This is a genomic window from Streptomyces sp. rh34, from assembly GCF_002551245.1.
GTDB lineage: Bacteria > Actinomycetota > Actinomycetes > Streptomycetales > Streptomycetaceae > Streptomyces.
In genome coordinates this window covers 1-20938 of sequence record NZ_NTGZ01000062.1, presented here as the reverse complement: position 1 = coordinate 20938, position 20938 = coordinate 1, and the positions used below count along the sequence as shown (strand labels likewise).

The following is a 20938-nucleotide window of genomic DNA, read 5'->3' as shown; positions in this document are numbered from 1 at the left end:
TCAGCCAGGACAGGGAGTCAGCGCCCGCCCCGACTAAAACGATCGCTCTATTCAGAGCATGCCGAGAAGCTGGCACAGCTCTAGAACGAACGCTCTACTTAGCGCCCGCTGCAGTGACGGCATGCAGACCAGCACCCGGGACCGGATCGTCGTGGCGGCCGCGCGCCTTCTCCAGCGGCAGGGCTACGTCGGCACCGGCATCAAGCAGATCGCCGCGGAGTCGCAGGCCACGCTCGGATCGATCTACCACTTCTTCCCGGGCGGCAAGGAGGCCGTCGCCGTCGCCGCGATCCGGTACAGCGCTCAGGAGTTCGCGGCGCTCCTGGGGGAAGCCCTGGACAGCGAGCCCGATCCGGCGGAGGCGGTGCTCTCCTGCACCCGCCGGTTGGCCGCCGGACTCAAGGAGTCGGGCTGGGTCGACGGCTGCCCGGTGACGGCGGCGGCACTGGAGACGCTCGGGACCGACTCGGACCTCCAGCAGGTCTGCGCCGACGCGCTGAACGGCTGGGAGCGGCTCGTCCGCGACAAGTTGCTGGGCTGCGGGTTCCCGGCGGAGGACGCCCGCGAGCTGGCGACCACCGTCATCAGCGCCATGGAGGGCGCCGAGGTCACGGCCCAGGTCAACCGGAGCGAGGAACCCCTCCTGGCGGCGGGCCGGCAATTGGCGCGCCTCGTGAGGTCGTACGGGGTCGATGTGCCCAGCCGCTGAGGTACGGCCGGCACGTCGAGGTCGCACCACCGCCCGGCCGCGTGCCGGGATCGGGCGATTTCCGCGAAGTTGCCGGATCCGCCGCCGACCGGCGAGGGTGGCCGGGTGACCTTGCTACTGACACGTTCCCGGATCACCGAGCTGCTCGACCCCGACACCGTGATGACCGGACTGCGCGCGGGCTTCCTCGCAGCCGGTCCGGACGTTCGACCGTTGCGCGTGCGCACGGACCTTCCCGGGCCGGGCACGGCGACAGCGCTGCTGCCCGGAGTGATCGACGGGATTCCGGCCTACACGGTGAAGGTCAACGCCAAGTTCCCCGACGCGACTCCCGCGTTGCGCGGGCTCGTCTGTCTGCATGACCTGGCGGACGGAGAGCTGCTGGCCGTGCTCGACTCGGCGACGGTCACGGCCTGGCGCACCGGGCTGGCCGCGGCTCTGGCGACGCACGTGCTCGCCGCAGGCCACGCCGGATCGGTGAGCGTCGTCGGTGCGGGCGCCCAGGCCCGGATGGTGCTGCGGGGTCTCGCCCGGCTGCGCGAACTGACCGGGCTGACCGTGTGCGACTCCGACCCCGCACGGGCGGCCGCGTTCGCCTCGGAACACGAACGTCTCCTGGGCATCCCGGTCGAGACGACTGCCGACCCCCGGCGCGCCGCCGCACGCGGGGACATCGTCGTCCTGGCGACATGGTCACGCAGCCCGCTGCTCGACGCCTCCGACCTGCGCCCCGGTATGCACATCACCACGCTCGGCGCCGATGAACCCGGCAAGGTCGAACTCGCCGCCGACGCACTGCGACGCGCCCTCACCGTGGTCGACGACCTCGAACTCGCCGTCGCCATGGGGGCGCTCGGCAACAGCGGACTGGGCACGGACGCCGCGCACGCCTCGCTCGGGCAGGTGCTCCACGGCGAGCGGGCCGGTCGCGAGCGCAGCGACCAGATCACCGTCTACGCCCCCGTCGGCCTGCCCTGGCAGGACCTGGCCCTGGCCTGGCCCGTCTACCGGGCCGCCGCCGGAACGGACTCCTGTCCACAGGTCGACTTTCTGGCCTGACAAGGGGCCACACGGTCGGCCGGGCCCGGAAACGGGGACAGGGGCGGCCTTTCGGCCGCCCCTGTCCCGTGTCAGCCGGTTCAGCTGAGCTGGGCACCTTCCACGGTGCTGGTGACCGTGCCGGCGGTGGAGGTGGTGGTCCCCGCCGCACCGTCGACCAGCGTGCCGAGCTCGCCGACATTGTCCAGCGCGCCGAGGCTGACGGGCGGCTCGGTGGCGTGCGCGGTGTCCCCGCCTCCCGGGGGCGGGGAGATGGCGGCGATGACCGCTCCGGTGGCGAGGGTGACGGCGGCGAGTACGCTTCGCTTCTTCATGCCGGGTTCAACGGCTCGGACCCCGCAAAGGGCACGCCCCGATCGACGCTGCCTAGTCTGTGCGCATGGTGGTCTACGCCCCGGCGGCGCTCCTCTTCCTCGTCTTCTGTGTGAGCGTGCTGCGCGAGCGCCGCAAGTTCAGCAACGCCGTCGTCCTGGGGCTCGCCGCGCTCTGTGCGCTGGCTGGTCTGCTGTACCGGCTGGTCGACTCCGGCTCCGCCTCCGCGCCGGTCGTGGTGTGGTCGCTGCTGGGCCTGGGGGCGGTGGCGCTGCTCGTACTGACGTGTTTCCTGTTCCTCAACGGCGTAAGCATGCTGCGCAAGGAGGGCAGGAGTCCGACGAATCTGCTGTCCCTGCTGGCCGCCGTGGCCATCCTCGCCGTCGTCGCCCTGCTCGCCACCACCGCCGCCCTGCGGACGCCGATGCTGGTCGGCGCGGCGACGGCGGCCGGCGGGCTGGCGCTCTACTTCTCGTTCCTGTTCCTGTGCTTCGTCTGCTACGCGTTCCTCTACGGGCGGCTGCGGGTGCGCCGCAAGGCCGACTTCGTGGTGGTGCTGGGCTCGGGGCTCGTCGGCGGCTCCACCGTGCCGCCGCTGCTGGTGAGCCGGCTGAAGCGCGGGCGGGAGGTGCACGCACGGCTCTCCCGGCGCGGCGCCTCCCCCGTGCTCATCACCTCGGGCGGGCGGGGGCCCGACGAGGACGTGCCGGAATCCCACGCGATGGCCGACCATCTGGTGGCCGAGGGCTTTCCGGCACACCTCATCGAGCGGGAGGACCGGTCGACGAACACCGAGGAGAACCTGCGGTTCAGCAAGGCGATCATGGAGGAGGCCAAGCCCGGCTACCGGTGCGTCGTCGTCACGAACAACTACCACGCCTTCCGCGCCGCCCTCACCGCCCGGCGGGTCCGGATCCGGGGGCAGGTGGTGGGCTCGCCCACGGCCGCGTACTTCTGGCCCAACGCGACGCTCCGCGAGTTCACCGCGATCCTCATGGACTACCGGCGGAGCAACGCGGTGATGTGCACGCTGATCGTCCTCGGCGGTGTCGCCGCCTGGTGGGTGAACCGGAAGTAGCGACCCCGGCAACGGGCAAGCTCGCCCGGGTCGGGACCGACGAGACCGTCCACATCACCGCCCCGCGGCAGACCGTCTCCCGGGGTGCCGGAGGGCGTCGGCCACGAACGCTCAGAACCCGCCCCCGTCGAAGCCGCCGCCGAAGCCGCCGCCGTCACCGAAGCCCCCGCCCCCGCCGAAGCCGGAGGCGTCGAAGTCGGAGCCGGAGAAGTCGCCGCCGCCCCAGTCACCGCCCGCGCCGCCGCCGAAGTCACCGCCGCCGTACTCGGAGGCGTACGCCGGGGTGGCGAGCATCGAACCGAGCATGGTGCCGACCAGGAGGCCGGGGAGCAGCCCGCCGCCGAAGTAGCCGCCCGCCCAGGGGCCGTAGGCCGGGCCCGCTTCCCAGTACGGGCGGCGGTTGCCGTCGCCGACGTCGACCGTGCGGCTCATGGGGTCCTCGCCCCGGCTGAGCCGGGCCTCGTCCGCGCCGCAGACCGGGACTTCCCGGGACGCGCCGCCGGACGGGGTCCACAGGACCTCCGTGACCGCCGTGCCGTGGCGCGGGTCGAAGAAGCACGGCGGGCGGCGGGCCGGGATCTCCGCGCCGGTGCGACGGGCCTCCAGGACCGCGAGGGAGTAGCGGCCGTCCTCCAGGGACCGGGTGACTCCGCGTACGTCCGAGGGGTGTCCGGCCTTGTCCATTTTCGACTTGGCGCTCTCGTAGGAGTCCAGGGCCCGTTCGTAGTCGGCGCGCATGGTGTCGTCCGCGCCCGGTTCGGCAGGGTGGAAGTCCAGTCGTTCCAGGGTCTCGCCGTACGCGGTGATGTCCTCGTCGACGACGACCCGGAGCTTGTCGAGCGCGGCGCGCTCCTCTTCCTCCTGGCGGCGCTTGTTGCGGCGGGAGATGGCGTACGCGCCCGCGCCGCCCGCCGCGACCAGCGCGCCGAGCGTGATCAGGCCGCCGACCGGTGCACCGGCCCCGTCCGCCGCGCCTCCGCCGGACCAGGAGGCGGGGGCGGAGCCCCGGGCCTGTTCGACGGCGCGGTCGACGAAGGCGTTGAGCTGGGCGTTCGTGTCCCCGGCGGTGGCGGGGTTCTCGACGGAGGCCGTGAGATTCTCGACCGCTCGGACCGGCATGACCTGCGGGTCGGCGCCCGCGTCGAAGCCGTCGCCGAGGCGGACCGCGTAGACGCCGGTGATGCCGGTGTCGCTGCGCAGGGTCGGGAGGAGGCCTTCCTCGGGGAAGGCCGGGGTATCGGGGAGGACGGCCACGAACACCGGCTTGTCGGCGTCCGTGATCTTGTTCTCCAGGGCCTTCTCGTCAGCGACGGAGAGCTGGTCGCGAGCGCCCGGATCCACGTAGACGGGGTCGTCGCGCAGGGCCTGGGCGGCGTCCTGGATGGTCGCGGCGGGCGCGGCCGACGCGGAGGAGGTCAGGGCGAGAGCCGCCGCTGCGAAGATGAGCAGCAGGCCCGCCAGCAGTGCGGGGAAGAGCCTTTTCCTCATACTTCACGCTACTCCAGACGGGCGACGAACGCCGTCGCCCGTCCGGAAGCCCGGCTCCTACGCCGCTCGGTACGCCGTGCGCAGCCTGTCCACCGCCCCGGTCAGATCGCCGGTGAGCAGCAGGTGGTCCGCCTCCGCGAACGGCTTGGACACCTCCTGGGTGAACCTTCCGTCGATCTTCCGCTGGACCAGCAGCCGGGCCCGGTCCACGATCGCCTTGCCCGCCGGGGTCTTCCCGAGGTTCGCCTCCTCGGCGTCGTGGGCGGCGGCGGCGAGAACCGCGAGGGCCGGCTCGCCCCCGGCCGGGGGCTCCTTCAGGGTGGTCAGGCCCCAGCCGTAGGGGAACTGCGGGTCGTAGGCCGCGTCCCCGACGTTGACCGGAAGCTGGGCCTCCGTCTTCGGCCAGGTCACCGGGAGCTGTCCGGTGAAGGCGCGCCTGCCGTAGAGGACGTCGGCCACGCCGTCGCCCTCGGAACCCGGCAGCCAGGAGGCCACCAGCGCGTCGATCTTCCCGAGCCGGTCGCCGATGAGCTGGGGGCGGCCGGAGACGATCAGGACCGCGCACTTCATGGCGGCGCAGACCGTGTCGACCGCTGCCTGGTCGGCGGCCGTGAGCTCCAGGTCGTGGCCGTTGCCGACGTCGCCGGCGCCTTCGGCGTACGGGGTCTCGCCGACGACGACCACCCCGACGTCGTGCCCGTCCGTGACGGCGGAGGCGTCCTGGGAGAACGTCACGGACCCGGGGGTGCGCGCCGCCCTTCGCATGCCCTCAAGGATCGTGGTGCCGGTGGTGGTCTTCCCGGCGGAGCCCTGCCAGCTGACGGTCCAGCCGCCGGCCTGGCTGCCGATGTCGTGGGCGTTGGACCCGGCGACGTACACCTTCTGGTTCGGCTCGATCGGGAGAACCGCTCCCTCGTTCTTCAGCAGGACCTGGGACTTCGCCGCCGCCTCACGGGCCACCGCACGGTGCTCGGCCGAACCGACCTTCTCCAGGTGGGCGGTGTCCGCGTACGGCTTCTCGAAGAGGCCGAGGCGGAACTTCTGCGTGAGGATGCGGGCGACCGCGTCGTCGATCCGGGCCTCGGGGACGCGGCCCGCCGCCACCTGCTCCCGCAGTGTTCTCGTGAAGTCCTGGTACGCGGTCGGGACCATGATCATGTCGAGTCCGGCGTTGACCGACGTGGCGACGTCACTCGCGTGGTCGCCGGGGATCTGGTCGATGGCCTGCCAGTCGCTGATGACGAAGCCCTCGAAGCCCATCCGGTCCTTGAGGACGCCGTTGATCATCTCGGCGTTGGCGTGCATCTTCACCGGGCCCCGGCCGTCGCCCAGGACGTCCAGCGAGGAGTACGAGGGCATGACCGTGCCGACGCCCCGCTTCACCGACTCCTCGAACGGGGAGAGGTGCACGGCCTCCAGCTCCTCGCGGGTGACCTCGGTGACGCCCTGGTCGACCGTGTACGCGCCGGTGGTGGAGGAGCCGTACGCGGTGCCGCCGTCGCCGACGAAGTGCTTGGCGCTGCCGAGCACCTTGTCGTTGCGGTGCAGGTCCTTGCCGGACGGGCTGCCCTGCATGCCCTGGATGACCGTCTGCATGGCCTCGACCAGAGCCGGGTCCTCGCCGAACGCCTCGTAGGAGCGGCCCCAGCGTTCGTCGCGGGTGACGCAGACGCAGGGCGCGAAGTTCCACGGGACGCCGGTGGCGCGGACCTCCTTGGCCGTGATCGCGCCGGTCCGCTCCGCGCTCTTCGGGTCGCGGCCCGCGCCGATGCCGATGTTGTGCGGCATGATCGTCGCGCCGACGACGTTGTTGTGCCCGTGCACCGCGTCCACGCCGTAGATCAGCGGGATCTGGAAGCGGGTGACGCGGGTGCGCAGCTGGTAGGCGTCGGTCATCCGGGCCCAGGCGGCCGCCGTGTTGGGGGTGGGGGCCGAGCCGCCGCCGGAGAGCAGTGAGCCGAGGTGGTAGGCGGCGATGTCGCCGGGGGCGCGGAGCGCGCCGCGCTCGGCCTGGGTCATCTGGCCGGCCTTCTCGGCGGGCGACATGCGCCCCAGCAGGTCCGCCACCCGCTCCCTCACGGGCAGCTCCGGGTTCTGGTACGGGAGTCCGTGGGCGTCGATGACGACCTGCGGGTTCTCCGGGGGAGCCTTCGCGCCGGCGACCGTCACCTCCAGGAGGACCGTCTTCGCCTCGGCGGGCTTCGACGCCTCCGCCGTGGGGACGGTGACCCGGTGGGTGGTACCGGAGGCGGTGCCCGCGGGGAAGGTGTGGCTGCCGGTGACCGGGGTGTAGTCCTCCCCGGCCCCGGCTGTTCCGCCCCGCGTGGCGTACGTGACGGTAACGGGCTCCTCCGTGGGCACGGAGCCGGTGGTGGCGACGGAGAGGCCGATCTCCGCGCTGTCGCCGTTCCTCACCGGGTGGACCACCGTGTCGGTGACGACACGCGGGGCGGGGGCCGGGGCCGCCTTGCCGTACGACTCGACGGCGTCCAGGGCGAACGCGCCGGGGCCGCCTGTGGGGAGGGTGGCCAGCACGGCCGCGGCGGCGAGGGCGGCCGTCACGAGTCCGGCTCCGCTCCTCCGGGGCCGGGAGCGGGGGTTCGGGGTGCGGGGCATGCGGGCACTCTCTTCCTGCGGTCGAGGTCGGCCCCCGTGCACGGTCGCGATCCGGTCCGGGAATTCGATCAGGAGCGAGACGGCGTGCGTGATGAACACGACCGAGAAGTTCGGCCGTTCCCTCAACCGGACGAGCCGTCGCGGAGTCTGCCGCTGCGTGACGACATCGAGCGCTGGGCCGTCAGCACTTCACGTCTCGACTACACATCTCGGCTGCACCTCTCGACTGCACATCGAGATCTTCCCGGCTCCATCTGCCCATCGGGCAGGGAGCGTTGAGCGTTCCGTCTCGAACGCGTGGGAGCCGCCGCCCGGCGACGGGCGGCGGCTCCCACAAGCGATGCGATGCGATTGCGGTCCGGACCGGACCGGTCGGGCTATTCCGTGGGCTCGACGCCCGCGCGCAGCAGTCCGTAGGTGTACGCGTCCTCCAGCGCCTGCCAGGAGGCGGCGATGACGTTCTCGGCGACCCCCACGGTCGCCCAGTCGCCCGTGCCGTCGCCCGTGGTGATGAGCACGCGGGTGGTGGACTCGGTGCCTGTGCGGCCCTCCAGGATGCGGACCTTGTAGTCGACCAGCTCCAGCTTGGCGAGCTGCGGGTAGATCCGCTCCAGGGCGACGCGCAGGGCCCGGTCCAGCGCGTTGACCGGGCCGTTGCCCTCGGCGGTGGCGACGATCCGCTCGCCCTTGGCCCAGAGCTTCACGGTCGCCTCGTTGGCGTGGGTGCCGTCGGGGCGGTCCTCGACGATCGCCCGCCAGGACTCCGTACGGAAGTAGCGCCGGGCCCGGCCCTCGACCTCGCCGCGCAGCAGCAGCTCGAAGGAGGCGTCGGCCGCTTCGTAGGTGTAGCCCTGGAGTTCGCGCTCCTTGACCCGCTCCACGACCCGGCCGACCAGGGCACGGTCGTCGCCGAGGTCGATGCCGAGCTCCTTGCCCTTCAGCTCGATGGAGGCGCGGCCCGCCATGTCGGAGACCAGCATCCGCATGGTGTTGCCGACCAGCTCGGGGGCGATGTGCTGGTAGAGGTCGGGGTCGACCTTGATCGCGGAGGCGTGCAGCCCGGCCTTGTGGGCGAAGGCCGAGACGCCGACGTACGGCTGGTGGGTGGAGGGGGTGAGGTTGACGACCTCGGCGATGGCGTGCGAGATGCGGGTCATCTCGGCGAGCGCGCCCTCGGGCAGCACCTTCATGCCGTACTTGAGTTCCAGCGCGGCGACGACCGGGAAGAGGTTGGCGTTGCCGACCCGCTCGCCGTAGCCGTTGGCCGTGCACTGGACGTGGGTGGCGCCGGCGTCCACGGCGGCCAGGGTGTTGGCGACGGCGCAGCCGGTGTCGTCCTGGGCGTGGATGCCGAGCCGGGCGCCGGTGTCGGCGACGACGGTGGAGACGACGGCCTGGACCTGGGCGGGGAGCATGCCGCCGTTGGTGTCGCAGAGGATGACGACCTCGGCGCCCGCCTCGTACGCGGTGCGGACCACGGACTTGGCGTACTCGGCGTTGGCGCGGTAGCCGTCGAAGAAGTGCTCGCAGTCCACGAAGACCCGGCGGCCCTGCTCGCGGAGGTGGCAGACGGTGTCGCGGACCATCTCCAGGTTCTCCTCCAGAGTGGTGCGCAGGGCCAGCTCCACGTGCCGGTCGTGCGCCTTGGCCACCAGCGTGATCACCGGGGCGCCGGAGTTCAGGAGCGCCTTCACCTGGGGGTCCTCGGCCGCGCTCCCGCCGGCCCTGCGGGTCGCGCCGAACGCCACGAGCTGGGCGTTCTCGAACGTGATCTCCTGCTGGGCGCGGGCGAAGAACTCCGTGTCGCGCGGGTTGGCCCCCGGCCAGCCGCCCTCGATGTACCCCACGCCGAAGGTGTCCAGATGACGGGCGATGGTCAGCTTGTCGGCGACCGTCAGGTTGATGCCCTCACGCTGAGCACCGTCGCGCAGTGTGGTGTCGAAGACATGGAAACTGTCGTCGGTGGCCGGGGCCTTGGTGGTCATGCTGATCTGACTCCTGTCGGATGAGTGGATCCGGACGATCGGGCTCCACTTGCCCCCATCATCCCGCGCGCGCCGCCCCGGCCCGGGTACGGGCCGGAAAACGAAAAAACCCCTCGCGGGTGCGAGAGGTCTGCGCGCGGGTCTGGGGCACGATGGCCGCGCCGTACATGGTGGTACGGGACGGTCACTGCGGACCGGCGCGCCTGCTGCCAATAATCATGACGAACGAGGACACGGCAGCAGTCTGGCACAGCGTCGGCCCCGTGACGCCGGTGTCTCAGGATGCGGTCGTGACGCTGGTCGCATCCGTGCGGCACGGTGGGTCACGCGGGCGCGGACGCGGGTGCGGTACGTCACGCGGGTCCCGGGCGACAGGGCGGGTCACTCCGGGCCCGGCGTCAGCGTCTCGTCGAGGAACTCCGCCGCCTGGCCCAGCACCTGTTCGCGCCCCGTCCCGGGGAGCCCGACCGTCACGTGGATGCTGAACCCGTCGAGCAGCGCCCGCAGCCGGGCGGCGAACCGGTCGGCGTCCACCGGCCGGAACTCGCCGCGCGACACCCCCTCGACGAGCAGCGCCACCAGGTCGCGGTGCCAGGCCCCCTCGATGGCGGCCTGCCGGGAGCGGGCATCGTCGTCGGCGTTCTGCGAGCGGCCCCAGACCTCCAGCCAGAGAGTCCAGTGGGGGTCCCGGTGACCGGCGGGCAGGTAGAGGTCGATGTACGCCTCCAGCCGCTCGCGGGCCGTCCCCGGCCGGGTGAGCAGGGCGCCGCGCTCGGCCCCGAGGCGCCGCTCGCTCCACTCCAGGGTCTGGAGGAGCAGTTCGTCCTTGGTGCGGAAGTAGTAGAGGAGGTGCCCGCTGCTCATTCCCACCTCCCGCCCCAGCCCCGCCATGGTCAGCCCGTCGAGCCCGCGCTCGGCGACGGTGGCCATGGCGGCGGCGAGGACGTCCTCGCGGGGCGGGGCGGCGTGGTGGGTGCGACGGGGGGCGGAGGCCATGGGACCGGACTTTCGGCGGGGTTCGGGCTACGGGATGCGACGGGTGGCGGGGTCAGATCTTCGGCTGCTGCTGGGTGATGCAGTGGATGCCGCCCCCGCCGGCGAAGATCGTACGGGCGTCGACGAGGGTCACCGTACGGTCCGGGAAGAGGCCTCGGAAGATCGCGGCGGCCTCCTCGTCGCGCGGGTCGTCGAAGGCGCAGAGGATCACGGCGTCGTTGCAGAGGTAGTGGTTGATGTAGGAGTGGTCGACCCATTCCCCGCCCTCGTCGCGGAGCACGGTGGGTGCGGGCACCTCGACGACTTCCAGACGACGGCCCCTGGCGTCGGTGGCGGCCCGCAGAACGGCCAGGTTCTCCCGGCTGACCTCGTGGTCGGGGTGGGCCGGGTCCGGCTGGACGTGGGCGACGACGGTGCCCGGGCGGGCGAAGGCGGCGACGATGTCGACGTGGCCGAGCGTGCCGTACGTCCGGTAGTCGCCGGTCAGCCCCCGGGGCAGCCAGATCGCCTTCTCGGTGCCGAGGCGGGCGTGGACCTCAGCCTCGACCTGCTCCCGGGTCCAGCCGGGGTTGCGCTCCTCGCCGAGCTGGACGGTCTCGGTGAGCAGGACGGTGCCTTCGCCGTCCACGTGGATCGCGCCGCCCTCGTTGACGAGCGGGGAGCTGTGGGCGGGGACGCCGGCCAGCTCGGCGACGGCCCGGGCGATGTGCTGGTCGTGCTCCCAGCGGGCCCACCCCTGGGCGCCCCAGCCGTTGAACGTCCAGTCGACGGCGGCGAGCGACCGGCCGTCGGTGACGAAGGTGGGGCCGACGTCCCGCATCCAGGCGTCGTCGAGCGGCCGGACGACCAGCTCCACGTCCGGCCCGAGCAGCGCCGCCGCCCCCTCCTCCTGGCCGGGCCCGACGACCATGGTCACCGGCTCGAAGCGCCGCACGGCACGGGCGACACCGGCCCACGCGCGGCGGGCCTCCTCCAGCTCGGCGTCGGAGGCGAAGGTGGGGTTGGGCCCCGGCCAGGCCATCCAGGTGCGCTCGTGCGGGGCCCACTCGGGGGGCATGCGGAAGGGGGCGATGGACATGGGGGCTCCTGGCCGAGAGGGATTAGAGCGCCACTCTAACCGTGCTCCGAAGCGATAGGGAAGTTTCGCCCGACCTCTTTGGAGCAACGCTCTATTCCTCGGGCAGGAAAAAGGCCGCACCGGCGAGAGGACGGGTGCGGCCTGATCCGGGGGGCAACGCTTAGCCGAGCGGGTGCATCCAGCCGTGGGTGTCCTCGACGACACCGCGCTGGATGTCGAGAAGACGCTCCCGGAGCTTCATGGTGACCTCGCCGGGCTCGCCGTCGCTCTGGGTCCAGTCGCCGCCCTCGGACTTCACCAGGCCGACGGGGGTGATGACGGCGGCCGTGCCGCAGGCGAAGACCTCGACGAGGGTGCCCTTCGCGGTGTCGTCGCGCCACTGGTCGATGGAGATCCGGCCCTCCTCGGAGCCGTAACCCAGGTCGCGGGCGACCTTGAGGAGGGAGTCACGGGTGACGCCGGCGAGCAGCGAGCCCGTGAGGGACGGGGTGATGATCTTCTTCGAGCCGTCCTCCTGGGCGTACACGAAGTAGAGGTTCATGCCGCCGAGCTCCTCGACCCACTTGTGCTCGACCGCGTCGAGGTAGGCGACCTGGGCGCAGCCGTGTGCGGCCGCCTCGGCCTGGGCGAGGAGGGAGGCGGCGTAGTTGCCGCCGGTCTTTGCGTCGCCCATGCCGCCGGGAACGGCGCGCACGCGGTTCTCCGAGAGCCAGATGGAGACCGGCTTCACACCGCCGGGGAAGTAGGCGCCGGCGGGCGAGGCGATGACCAGGAAGAGGTACTCGTTGGCCGGCTTCACGCCGAGGCCGACCTCCGTGGCGATCATGAAGGGTCGCAGGTAGAGGGACTCCTCGCCGCCGTGGGCCGGGACCCACGCCTTGTCCTGCTGCACCAGCGCGTCGCACGCCTCGATGAACGTCTCGACGGGCAGCTCGGGCATGGCCAGGCGCGCGGCCGAGCGCTGGAAGCGGCGGGCGTTGGCGTCGGGACGGAAGGAGGCGACCGTGCCGTCGGGCTGGCGGTAGGCCTTGAGCCCCTCGAAGATCTCCTGCGCGTAGTGCAGGGTCATATTGGCCGGGTCCAGCGACAGCGGGCCGTACGGGACCAGCTGGGCGTCGTGCCAGCCCCGGCCCTCGGTCCAGCGGATGGTCACCATGTGGTCGGTGAAGTGCCGGCCGAATCCGGGGTTGACCAGGATCGCCTCGCGCTCCGCGTCGGACAGCGGGTTCGAGGAGGGCTTGAGCTCGATCGTGGGCGTCGTCATGAGTGCGTGTCCTTCACCGGTCTTGTGTGTGATGGACCGCGCCCACGTCCGTCTCTGCCCGACGCTTTTCGGTCAGGTCCTAGGACGTCCGAGCTTTACCGCGAGCCGCGGCCCCGCGTTCGATTATCACTTGCGGGGAGCCGTGCACGAAACGGTGTGAATGCGGTCCAGGGGTCGATGGTGGCACCCGGGGGCCGCACAGGTGAAGCCGCCGGGTGCTTTCGCTGACCCGGCGGCTTCGAAGGGAGTCGTCGGATCAGCCCGCTACGCGTACCGCGAGGGCGTCGCCGATCTCGTCGGTCGTACGCGTGGCAGCAGCCCCGTCGCGCTCCGCGAGGTCGGCGGAGACGGCGTCCTCGATGCGCGCGGCCTCGGTCTCGTGGCCGAGGTGGCGCAGCAGGAGGGCGACGGAGAGGACCGTGGCGGTCGGGTCGGCCTTGCCCTGCCCCGCGATGTCGGGGGCCGAGCCGTGGACCGGCTCGAACATCGACGGGAACGCGCCCGTCGGGTTGATGTTGCCGGAGGCTGCCAGGCCGATGCCGCCGGAGACGGCGGCGGCCAGGTCGGTGAGGATGTCACCGAAGAGGTTGTCGGTGACGATGACGTCGAAGCGCTCCGGCTGGGTGACGAAGAAGATCGTCGCGGCGTCGACGTGCAGGTAGTCGGTGCTGACCTGCGGATACTCGGCGGCGACCCGGTCGAAGGTGTTCTTCCACAGGTGGCCGGCGTAGACGAGGACGTTGTTCTTGTGGACCAGCGTCAGCTTCTTGCGCGGGCGGGCCGCCGCACGCTCGAAGGCGTCCCGGACCACGCGCTCGACACCGTAGGCCGTGTTGAGGCTGACCTCGGTGGCGACCTCGGCGGGGGTGCCGGTGCGCAGCGAGCCGCCGTTGCCGGTGTACGGACCCTCGGTGCCCTCGCGGACGACGACGAAGTCGATGTCGGGGCGGCCGGCGAGCGGGGTCGCGGTGTTCGGGAAGAGCTTGGAGGGCCGCAGGTTGATGAAGTGGTCGAACGCGAAACGCAGCTTCAGCAGCAGCCCGCGCTCCAGGACGCCGGACGGCACGGACGGGTCGCCGATCGCGCCGAGGAGGATGGCGTCGTGGTTCTTGAGGGCTTCCAGCTCCGCGTCCGGGAGGGTGTCGCCGGTGCGGTGCCAGCGCTGGGCGCCGAGGTCGTACTCCTTGGTCTCCAGCTTCACATCCTGCGGGAGGACCGCGTTGAGGACCTTGAGGCCCTGGGCCACGACTTCCTGGCCGATTCCGTCACCGGGGATCACTGCGAGATCGATGCTGCGAGACATGCCGGAAGCCTAACGGTGCGTCCCACCCCATGACATCCGGCGTCCACCATACGGACGCGGCGCAAGGGTGTTCGGTGTGCGGAGGGCGGTGTGCGGACGGGCGGGGTGTGGATGGGCGGTGCGCTGGTGGGCGGTGCGCGGTTGGCGGGCCCCGGCTCAGTGGCCGGTCGAGCCGCCGTTGTCACGGCGGTCCAGGGCGCGCTGGAGGGCGGCGGCGGCGTTCCTGCGCTCGGCGTCGGCCTGGCGGGAGGTGTGACGGACGCGGCGGACAGTGGTCTCGGCCATGGTGGATCGACTCCTTTGAGATCGCGTGGACGTCTGGGCTCGCGTGGCCGTCGAGACCGGGATACGGGCCGGGGAACCGCGGACCGGCGGGCGGTCGCGGTACCGGGCGGGCAGCACGGCGTCGAGCGGTCGGGATCGGATTCCGAGGTGCCGGAAGGGGCGGGGAGCGTACGCCGCAGGGGTTGCCTGCTTCGGGGCGTCCGCTCGCATCCGCCGGTCGCTCGATCGAGCGATTCGTTCGGCTCCTACCAAGTTAGGACAGTCGAGCCGTCCTGTCTCCACAGTTACTCGGACTTCCTACTATCTGAGACGGCCACCGCCCGGAGCGGATCACCGGCCTGGAACGGCTACCGGGCCGGAACGGGCCACCGGCTCACAGCAGGTCGCCCTCGCGCCAGTCGAACTGGAGCGGGTGGCCCGGCGCCGGCAGGGGGCGTCCGGCCGCGGGGCGGACGTAGGTGGAGCCCTCCTCCTCGGGCAGCGGGACGGGGCCGGCCGGGCCGAGGGCGGCGAGCCGGCCCGGCCACACCTGCCAGCCGCGCGCCGTGTAGAGCGCCGCGCCGGTGTCGGAGGCGGACAGGGCCCCGAAGTCGTAGGCCGTGTCGATGACGTGCTCCAGCGCGGCCATCACCCGGTGGCCGTGGCCCTCGCGGCGGCGGTCCGCGCGGACGGCGACGGCCTCGACGTATCCGGCGCGGTGGGAACGGACCGCGTGCAGGACCCGGCGCTGGACGACGCTCCCGTGGGCGATCAGGACGCCGTCGGCGTCGCGTACCAGGGCATGGACGCCGCCGAGGGAGTGCTCCCAGTCCTCGTCGGCGAAGTCGCCGTCGAAGGCGGTGTCGAGCAGGCCGCGGATCCGGCCCCGTTCGGAGGTGGTGAGCTCTGAGGTGTGGGCGACGCGCAGCGCGGGAGACCGGTCCATGGCCCCAGCCTGTCAGGCGCCCCTCCCGCCCGGCACCGGATTTCGCCGCCGCGCACAGGCCCGCCCGGACCGGGGTGCGGGGGTCCGGGCGGGCGGGGTCCGGCAGTTCCGGTGCCGTGCCGGTGACGCTGGAGGTGCGGTGCGGTGTGGTGCGGTGGCGGTGCGGTGGCGGCTCAGTACACCGTCACGCCGTACGCCGAGAGCGCCTCGGTGACCGGCTGATGGATGGCCGAGCCCGCGGTGCCCGAGCAGCCGGAGCTGCCGGAGTGGATGCCGAGGGCGACGGATCCGGCGTAGTGCGCGCCGCCGCTGTCGCCGCCGGCCGAGCAGGCGGTGGTGCGGACCATGTTGTAGACGGGTCCGTCGCTGTAGTTGACGGTGACGTTGACGGCGGTGACCGCGCCGGAGGTCACCTTCGTGGTGGATCCGCTCTTCTTGATCGCCTGGCCGACGACGGCGTTGGCGGCGGAGCTGATGTCCTGGGAGGAGCCGTTGTGGAGGCTGACGGCCCCGGCGGGCGACGAGCCGTCCGTGTAGCGGACGATGCCGTAGTCGTTGGTCGGGAAACTGGTGCCCTCCCGGACACCGATGACCGAACCACCGGAGCTGGCCGACCAGTTGGCGGAAATGTTGGTGCAGTGCCCGGCGGTCACGAAGTAACGCGCCCCGCCCTTGGTGACGTTGAAGGCCGCCGAGCAGCGGCTGCCCCCGCCGTAGATCGCTCCGCCGCCCAGCACCTCACGGTGGAAGACACCCGGTACGCGCTTGATGTCGACCGCGCCGTCGAGCCGTTCGGCGACGGCTTCGAGGCGGGCCATCTCCCGTGCGGAGACGGAGGAGTCGGCCTCGACGGCGACCCGGTTGGTGCGCGGGTCGACGCCCCAGGAGGTGCCGGTGATCTTCGCCTCGGCCTCCAGGGTCTCCATGGCGGCGTCGAGCTGGGCGGCGCTGCGGGCCACCCGGCGGACGGTGGCCCCGGCGGCGCGGGCCTGCTCCTCGGCCCGGTCGCTGGTGACGGTGACGACCAGGTCGCCGGTCTTCGCGTCGAGGTAGGTTCCGGCGGTGGCGGCGCCGAGCTGTCGTTCGACGGCGGCGTCGAGCGCGTACGCGGACGGGGCGGGGATCGCCGAGGGGGCGGGCTCCGGGGCGTCGGCGGCGGTGGAGGGGGCCGCTCCGAGGCCGAGGGCGCCGGCGACGAGCAGCAGGGAAACGCCGAGGCGCGCACGGGAGTTGCGTCTCATGGGGGGCTCCTTCTGGGGTGACGTGTGGGGACGTACCGAGAAGGAATTTGACATGCTCATTACTTAGTCCACAAGACCGCGTACCCGGGGCACCGAAGGGCGGACGGCCGGTCCCGGTCAGCGGACACTGACCGGGACCGCGTCCCGCGCCTGTCCGAAGCCCCGCTTCCCCCGGGCCTCCCCCACCGCGCACACTGCGGCCATGTCCGACACGACGCCCACACACCGGCAGTGGTCGCCCACCCATGGCGACCCGTACCGTCCCGCGCCCTACCGCCCCGACCGGATGGCCGCCGAGACCTCCCTGGACCGTGCCGCCCGGCTGCGGCTGCGGATGGACGAACGCAGGACCGTCCGTTCCTTCTCCCCCGATCCGGTCCCCGAACAGGTGCTGCGCGACGCCGTCGCGTGCGCGGCCACCGCCCCCTCCGGCGCCCATCAGCAGCCGTGGACCTTCGTCCTGGTCAAGGACCCCGAGGCGCGCCGCCGGATCCGGGAGGCCGCCGAGCACGAGGAGAAGGTGAGTTACGACGGGCGGCTCGGCGAGGAGTGGCTCGCCGCGCTGCGCCCGCTGGGCACCGACGCGGTGAAGGCCCACATGACGGACGCGCCCGCCCTGATCGTGGTGTTCCAGCAGCGCTACTGGCTCGGCGAGGACGGCACGAAGCGCAAGCACTACTACGTGGACGAGTCGGTCGGGATCGCGGTGGGCATGCTGCTCACGGCCCTGCACCTGTCCGGTCTCGCCGCGCTGATCCACACGCCGAGCCCGATGCGCTTCCTCGGCGAGGTCCTGAACCGGCCCGAGAACGAGAAGGCCTTCGCCGTGATCCCCGTCGGCTATCCCGCCGACGACTGCGAGGTCCCCGACCTGGTGCGCAAGTCGCTGGACCAGGTGTTCGTGGAGGTCTGAGACGCCGCCCCGTGAAAGAGCACCGAGCCCATGGAAACCGCCCCCCGGCCGGCAGGGGGGCCGGTCGGGGGGCGGTGCTCAGGGGCCCGGGGAGGCCCGGGTCCGGGGCGTCGTGCTGCGGCGCCCCGGGAGGGCGTCAGCCCTGGTGGGGGTAGGTGTAGTCGGTCGGCGGGACCAGCGTCTCCTTGATGGCCCGGGTCAGGGTCCAGCGCTGGAGGTTCTGCGGGGCGCCCGCCTTGTCGCAGGTGCCGGAGGCGCGGCCGCCGCCGAAGGGCTGCTGGCCGACGACGGCGCCGGTCGACTTGTCGTTGATGTAGAAGTTGCCCGCGGCGTAGCGGAGCTTGTCCATCGTGTACGCGGCGGCCGCGCGGTCGCCCGAGATGACCGAGCCGGTCAGCGCGTAGTCGGAGACCGACTCCATCTGCTCCAGCATGGCGTCGTACTTCTCGTCCTCGTACACGTGGATCGCGAGGATCGGGCCGAAGTACTCGGTCGTGAAGACCTCGCTCTCGGCGTCGGAGCACTCGATGACGGTCGGGCGGACGAAGTAGCCCACCGAGTCGTCGTAGGTGCCGCCCGCGACGATGGTGCATGCCGGGTCGGACTTCGCGCGGTCGATCGCGGCCTTGTTCTTGGCGAACGAGCGCTCGTCGATGACGGCTCCGATGAAGTTCGTCAGGTCGGTGACGTCACCCATCGTGATCGAGTCGACCTCGGCCGCGAACTCCTCCTTGAAACCGGAGTTCCAGATGGAGGCCGGGACGTACGCCCGCGAGGAGGCCGAGCACTTCTGGCCCTGGAACTCGAAGGAGCCACGGGTCAGCGCGGTCTTCAGGACGGCGCGGTCGGCGCTGGGGTGCGCGACGACGAAGTCCTTGCCGCCGGTCTCGCCGACGAGCCGCGGGTAGGTGCGGTAGTTGGCGATGTTGTTGCCGACCGTCTTCCACAGGTGCTGGAAGGTGGGGGTCGACCCGGTGAAGTGGATGCCGGCCAGGTCGCGGTGGTTCAGCGCCACCTCGGAGACGGCGATGCCGTCGCCGGTGACCAGGTTGATGACGCCCTTGGGCAGCCCGGCCTCCTCCAGGAGCTGCATCAGCAGCACGGCGGCGTGGGTCTGGGTCGGGGACGGCTTCCACACCACGACGTTGCCCATGAGGGCGGGGGCGGTGGGGAGGTTGCCCGCGATGGCCGTGAAGTTGAACGGCGTGATCGCGTAGACGAAGCCCTCCAGCGGGCGGTGGTCCATGCGGTTCCACACGCCCGGGGAGTTGGCCGGGGGCTGCTCGGCGAGGATCTGGCGCGCGTAGTGCACGTTGAAGCGCCAGAAGTCGATCAGCTCGCAGGGCGTGTCGATCTCGGCCTGCTGGGCGGTCTTGGACTGGCCGAGCATGGTGGAGGCGGCCAGCGTCTCGCGCCAGGGGCCCGCCAGCAGCTCCGCGGCGCGCAGGATGATCGCCGCGCGGTCGTCGAAGGCCATCGCGCGCCAGGCCGGAGCGGCGGCGAGGGCCGCGTCGATGGCGTCCTGGGCGTCCTGCTCGGTGGCGCCGGCGAAGGTGCCGATGACGGCCTGGTGGTTGTGCGGCTGCACGACGTTCACACGCTCACCGCCGCCCATCCGCTTCTCGCCGCCGATGGTCATCGGCAGGTCGATCGGGTTGTCGGCGAGCTCCTTGAGCTTCACCTCCAGGCGGGCGCGCTCCGGGGAGCCCGGGGCGTAGGAGTGAACCGGCTCGTTGACCGGCGCGGGGACCTGGGTGACGGCGTCCATGGTTGCCTTGTCTCCTTTGGTGTCGGCGGGGATGGGTGGGTCGGCCGTGGCCGGTTCAGCCCCGGGTCGGGGCCGGTTGCTCAGCCCTTGGTGAGGATCGAGCGGCCGAAGAACAGCAGGTTGGCCGGCTTCTCCGCGAGGCGGCGCATGAAGTATCCGTACCAGTCGGTGCCGTACGCCGTGTAGACGCGCATCCGGTGGCCCTCGGCCGCGAGCCGGATGTGTTCGTCGCTGCGGATGCCGTACAGCATCTGGAACTCGTACTCATCCAGTTTGCGCCCGGCCTGGCGGCCCAGCTCCTGGGCGATGGCGACGAGACGGGGATCGTGGGACCCGATCATCGGGTAGCCCTCGCCCTCCATCAGGATCCTGGTGATGCGGACGTACGCCTTGTCGATCTCGGCCTTGTCCTGGTACGCGACGGAGGCGGGCTCCTTGTAGGCGCCCTTCACGATGCGTACGCGGCTGCCCGCGGCGGCGAGCCTGCGGGCGTCGTCCTCGGTACGGAACAGGTAGGACTGGATGACGCAGCCGGTCTCCGGGAAGTCCTTCCGGAGCTCCTCGTGGATGGCGAACATCGAGTCGAGGGTGGTGTGGTCCTCGGCGTCCAGGGTGACCGTGGTGCCGATGGCGGCCGCCGCCTCGACGACCGGGCGCACGTTGGCGAGGGCCAGCTCGTGGCCGCCCTCCAGCGCTTGGCCGAACATGGACAGCTTGACGGACATCTCGGCGCGGGTGCCCAGGCCGAGGCCCTTCAGGCGCTCGACGAGCTCCAGGTAGGCGTCGCGGGCGGCCTCGGCCTGCGCGGGGGTGGTGATGTCCTCGCCGACGACGTCGAGGGTGACCTCCAGGCCCTTGTCCGCGGCGTCCTCGACGATCGGCACGACCTGGTCGAGGGTCTCCCCGGCGATGAAGCGGCCGACGACCTGCTTGGTGCCGGGCGCGGCCGAGACGAACCGGCGCATCTTGTCGCTGCGCGACGCGGCGAGAATCACGGGACCCAGCACAGGGCACCTCCACGAATGTACGGACGAAGGGCCGTAACGGTACGAACGTGAACGGACCGGTACGGCACGGATAACCACCGTGAAATCTAGGGACCGCTCCGATCCTGTGCCATCGACACCTGTCACGCATCCGTGGCCGCCATCTCAGACATCTGTCTGAAGCAAGGCGTGAAGGGGTGCAGAATGGCGGAGTGACAGGCGATTACCAGGAACTGGTCGACGAGATCTCGGCCCTCCTCGACGCCCCGGCCACCCTGGAGAACCGGGATTTCGGCCTGGTCGCCTTCGGAGCCCACGACAGCGACGACGACTCCGCGATGGACCCGGTCCGCACCCGCTCGATCCTGACCCGTCGCTCCACGCCCGCCGTGCGCGCCTGGTTCGAGGGGTTCGGGATCACCCGGGCGACCGGGCCCGTCCGGATCCCCGCCGCTCCCGAGGCCGGGGTGTTCCGGGACCGCATCTGCCTTCCGGTACGCCATCGGGGCGTCGTCCTCGGATACGTCTGGCTGCTCGACGCCGATCCCCGTCCGTCCGACGAGCGGCTGACCGCCGCGATGGAGGTCGCCGCCCGGATCGGGGCGCTGCTCTCCGACGAGGCGCGGGCGGGCGCCGACCTGTCGCGGGAGTTCGGCGCGGTACTCACGGCGGGCCCCGGCCGGCAGCGTGACACCGCCGTCGCCGCGCTGGGCGAGGCCCTGGGGCAGGACGCGGAAGGGCTGCACACGGTGGTGTGCGTGACCCCGTGGGCGGATGACACACCCTCCGTACGGGGGGTGGCATCGGCGGCGGCCCTGGCGACCGTCGCCGCGCCGGGGGGAGCCGGGCCCCTGTCGCTGGCCGCGCTCGTCCGGCTGCGCGCGCCGGACCGCCTCGACCCGGCCCTGAGCGCCTGTCTCTTATACACATCT

The 20938-nt window shown here is 71.9% G+C and carries 17 protein-coding genes and 1 pseudogene; 5 read left to right on the top strand and 13 right to left on the bottom strand.

The annotated features are described in order from the left end of the window. Positions 1–121 precede the first annotated feature (121 nt). Both CR470_RS14530 and CR470_RS14525 read left to right on the top strand, forming a co-directional pair. Positions 122–709: a TetR/AcrR family transcriptional regulator gene (locus CR470_RS14530; RefSeq protein ID WP_097868009.1), complete on the top strand. Its 588-nt coding sequence runs from the start codon at positions 122–124 to the stop codon at positions 707–709. Positions 710–814: 105 nt separating this feature from the next. Beyond that, the gene (locus CR470_RS14525; RefSeq protein ID WP_097868008.1) at positions 815–1768 is read left to right on the top strand and encodes an ornithine cyclodeaminase family protein; all 954 of its coding nucleotides are present in this window, start codon (positions 815–817) and stop codon (positions 1766–1768) included. Positions 1769–1848: 80 nt separating this feature from the next. On the opposite strand, the gene CR470_RS14520 is transcribed toward CR470_RS14525, so the two are convergent. Then, positions 1849–2082, bottom strand: coding sequence for a hypothetical protein (locus CR470_RS14520; protein WP_097868007.1), 234 nt, complete (start codon positions 2080–2082; stop codon positions 1849–1851). Positions 2083–2147: 65 nt separating this feature from the next. Between CR470_RS14520 and CR470_RS14515 the strand changes: the two genes are divergently transcribed. Next, positions 2148–3158: a YdcF family protein gene (locus CR470_RS14515; protein WP_097868006.1), complete on the top strand. Its 1011-nt coding sequence runs from the start codon at positions 2148–2150 to the stop codon at positions 3156–3158. A gap of 111 nt (positions 3159–3269) precedes the next feature. On the opposite strand, the gene CR470_RS14510 is transcribed toward CR470_RS14515, so the two are convergent. The 10 genes from CR470_RS14510 to CR470_RS14460 form a co-directional block, all read right to left on the bottom strand. Then, complete coding sequence (locus CR470_RS14510; protein WP_097868005.1) at positions 3270–4646, bottom strand: hypothetical protein; 1377 nt, start codon at positions 4644–4646, stop codon at positions 3270–3272. Between the two features lie 57 nt (positions 4647–4703). Continuing rightward, positions 4704–7262: a glycoside hydrolase family 3 N-terminal domain-containing protein gene (locus tag CR470_RS14505; RefSeq protein ID WP_097868024.1), complete on the bottom strand. Its 2559-nt coding sequence runs from the start codon at positions 7260–7262 to the stop codon at positions 4704–4706. A gap of 377 nt (positions 7263–7639) precedes the next feature. Next, complete coding sequence (gene cimA / locus CR470_RS14500; RefSeq protein WP_097868004.1) at positions 7640–9247, bottom strand: citramalate synthase; 1608 nt, start codon at positions 9245–9247, stop codon at positions 7640–7642. Positions 9248–9628: 381 nt separating this feature from the next. Next, complete coding sequence (locus CR470_RS14490; RefSeq protein ID WP_097868002.1) at positions 9629–10243, bottom strand: TetR/AcrR family transcriptional regulator; 615 nt, start codon at positions 10241–10243, stop codon at positions 9629–9631. A gap of 52 nt (positions 10244–10295) precedes the next feature. Next, on the bottom strand, positions 10296–11321 hold the full coding sequence (locus CR470_RS14485) for an agmatine deiminase family protein (RefSeq protein WP_097868001.1): 1026 nt from the start codon (positions 11319–11321) through the stop codon (positions 10296–10298). Positions 11322–11481: 160 nt separating this feature from the next. Continuing rightward, positions 11482–12585 carry a branched-chain amino acid aminotransferase gene (locus CR470_RS14480; RefSeq protein WP_097868000.1) on the bottom strand — a complete coding sequence of 368 codons (1104 nt, stop codon included), beginning with the start codon at positions 12583–12585 and terminating at the stop codon, positions 11482–11484. 256 nt (positions 12586–12841) lie between these two features. Further along, positions 12842–13888, bottom strand: coding sequence for a 3-isopropylmalate dehydrogenase (locus tag CR470_RS14475; protein ID WP_097867999.1), 1047 nt, complete (start codon positions 13886–13888; stop codon positions 12842–12844). Positions 13889–14044: 156 nt separating this feature from the next. Further along, positions 14045–14173, bottom strand: coding sequence for a hypothetical protein (locus CR470_RS40490; RefSeq protein WP_097867998.1), 129 nt, complete (start codon positions 14171–14173; stop codon positions 14045–14047). Positions 14174–14546: 373 nt separating this feature from the next. After that, positions 14547–15098, bottom strand: a complete 552-nt coding sequence (locus CR470_RS14465) for a GNAT family N-acetyltransferase (protein ID WP_097867997.1) — start codon at positions 15096–15098, stop codon at positions 14547–14549. A 173-nt stretch (positions 15099–15271) separates the two neighbouring features. Beyond that, on the bottom strand, positions 15272–16339 hold the full coding sequence (locus tag CR470_RS14460; RefSeq protein WP_097867996.1) for a S1 family peptidase: 1068 nt from the start codon (positions 16337–16339) through the stop codon (positions 15272–15274). A gap of 202 nt (positions 16340–16541) precedes the next feature. Here CR470_RS14460 and CR470_RS14455 point away from each other — a divergent pair, with 202 nt between their 5' ends. Then, positions 16542–17252: a nitroreductase family protein gene (locus tag CR470_RS14455; protein ID WP_097867995.1), complete on the top strand. Its 711-nt coding sequence runs from the start codon at positions 16542–16544 to the stop codon at positions 17250–17252. 136 nt (positions 17253–17388) lie between these two features. Here CR470_RS14455 and pruA read toward each other — a convergent pair whose 3' ends face one another. Then, on the bottom strand, positions 17389–19020 hold the full coding sequence (gene pruA / locus CR470_RS14450; protein ID WP_097867994.1) for an L-glutamate gamma-semialdehyde dehydrogenase: 1632 nt from the start codon (positions 19018–19020) through the stop codon (positions 17389–17391). 80 nt (positions 19021–19100) lie between these two features. Then, complete coding sequence (locus tag CR470_RS14445) at positions 19101–20027, bottom strand: proline dehydrogenase family protein (RefSeq protein WP_097867993.1); 927 nt, start codon at positions 20025–20027, stop codon at positions 19101–19103. Between the two features lie 191 nt (positions 20028–20218). Here CR470_RS14445 and CR470_RS14440 point away from each other — a divergent pair. Then, positions 20219–20938, top strand: a pseudogene (locus CR470_RS14440) (PucR family transcriptional regulator); the annotation flags it as partial.

What these genes read in the sequence shown, in the direction of transcription:
- CR470_RS14530 (WP_097868009.1), top strand. Translation starts at nt 122, where the DNA reads ATGCAGACCAGCACCCGGGACCGGATCGTCGTGGCGGCCGCGCGCCTT.
- CR470_RS14520 (WP_097868007.1), bottom strand. Translation starts at nt 2,082, where the DNA reads ATGAAGAAGCGAAGCGTACTCGCCGCCGTCACCCTCGCCACCGGAGCG.
- CR470_RS14515 (WP_097868006.1), top strand. Translation starts at nt 2,148, where the DNA reads ATGGTGGTCTACGCCCCGGCGGCGCTCCTCTTCCTCGTCTTCTGTGTG.
- CR470_RS14510 (WP_097868005.1), bottom strand. Translation starts at nt 4,646, where the DNA reads ATGAGGAAAAGGCTCTTCCCCGCACTGCTGGCGGGCCTGCTGCTCATC.
- CR470_RS14505 (WP_097868024.1), bottom strand. Translation starts at nt 7,262, where the DNA reads ATGCCCCGCACCCCGAACCCCCGCTCCCGGCCCCGGAGGAGCGGAGCC.
- cimA (WP_097868004.1), bottom strand. Translation starts at nt 9,247, where the DNA reads ATGACCACCAAGGCCCCGGCCACCGACGACAGTTTCCATGTCTTCGAC.
- CR470_RS14490 (WP_097868002.1), bottom strand. Translation starts at nt 10,243, where the DNA reads ATGGCCTCCGCCCCCCGTCGCACCCACCACGCCGCCCCGCCCCGCGAG.
- CR470_RS14485 (WP_097868001.1), bottom strand. Translation starts at nt 11,321, where the DNA reads ATGTCCATCGCCCCCTTCCGCATGCCCCCCGAGTGGGCCCCGCACGAG.
- CR470_RS14480 (WP_097868000.1), bottom strand. Translation starts at nt 12,585, where the DNA reads ATGACGACGCCCACGATCGAGCTCAAGCCCTCCTCGAACCCGCTGTCC.
- CR470_RS14475 (WP_097867999.1), bottom strand. Translation starts at nt 13,888, where the DNA reads ATGTCTCGCAGCATCGATCTCGCAGTGATCCCCGGTGACGGAATCGGC.
- CR470_RS40490 (WP_097867998.1), bottom strand. Translation starts at nt 14,173, where the DNA reads ATGGCCGAGACCACTGTCCGCCGCGTCCGTCACACCTCCCGCCAGGCC.
- CR470_RS14465 (WP_097867997.1), bottom strand. Translation starts at nt 15,098, where the DNA reads ATGGACCGGTCTCCCGCGCTGCGCGTCGCCCACACCTCAGAGCTCACC.
- CR470_RS14460 (WP_097867996.1), bottom strand. Translation starts at nt 16,339, where the DNA reads ATGAGACGCAACTCCCGTGCGCGCCTCGGCGTTTCCCTGCTGCTCGTC.
- CR470_RS14455 (WP_097867995.1), top strand. Translation starts at nt 16,542, where the DNA reads ATGTCCGACACGACGCCCACACACCGGCAGTGGTCGCCCACCCATGGC.
- pruA (WP_097867994.1), bottom strand. Translation starts at nt 19,020, where the DNA reads ATGGACGCCGTCACCCAGGTCCCCGCGCCGGTCAACGAGCCGGTTCAC.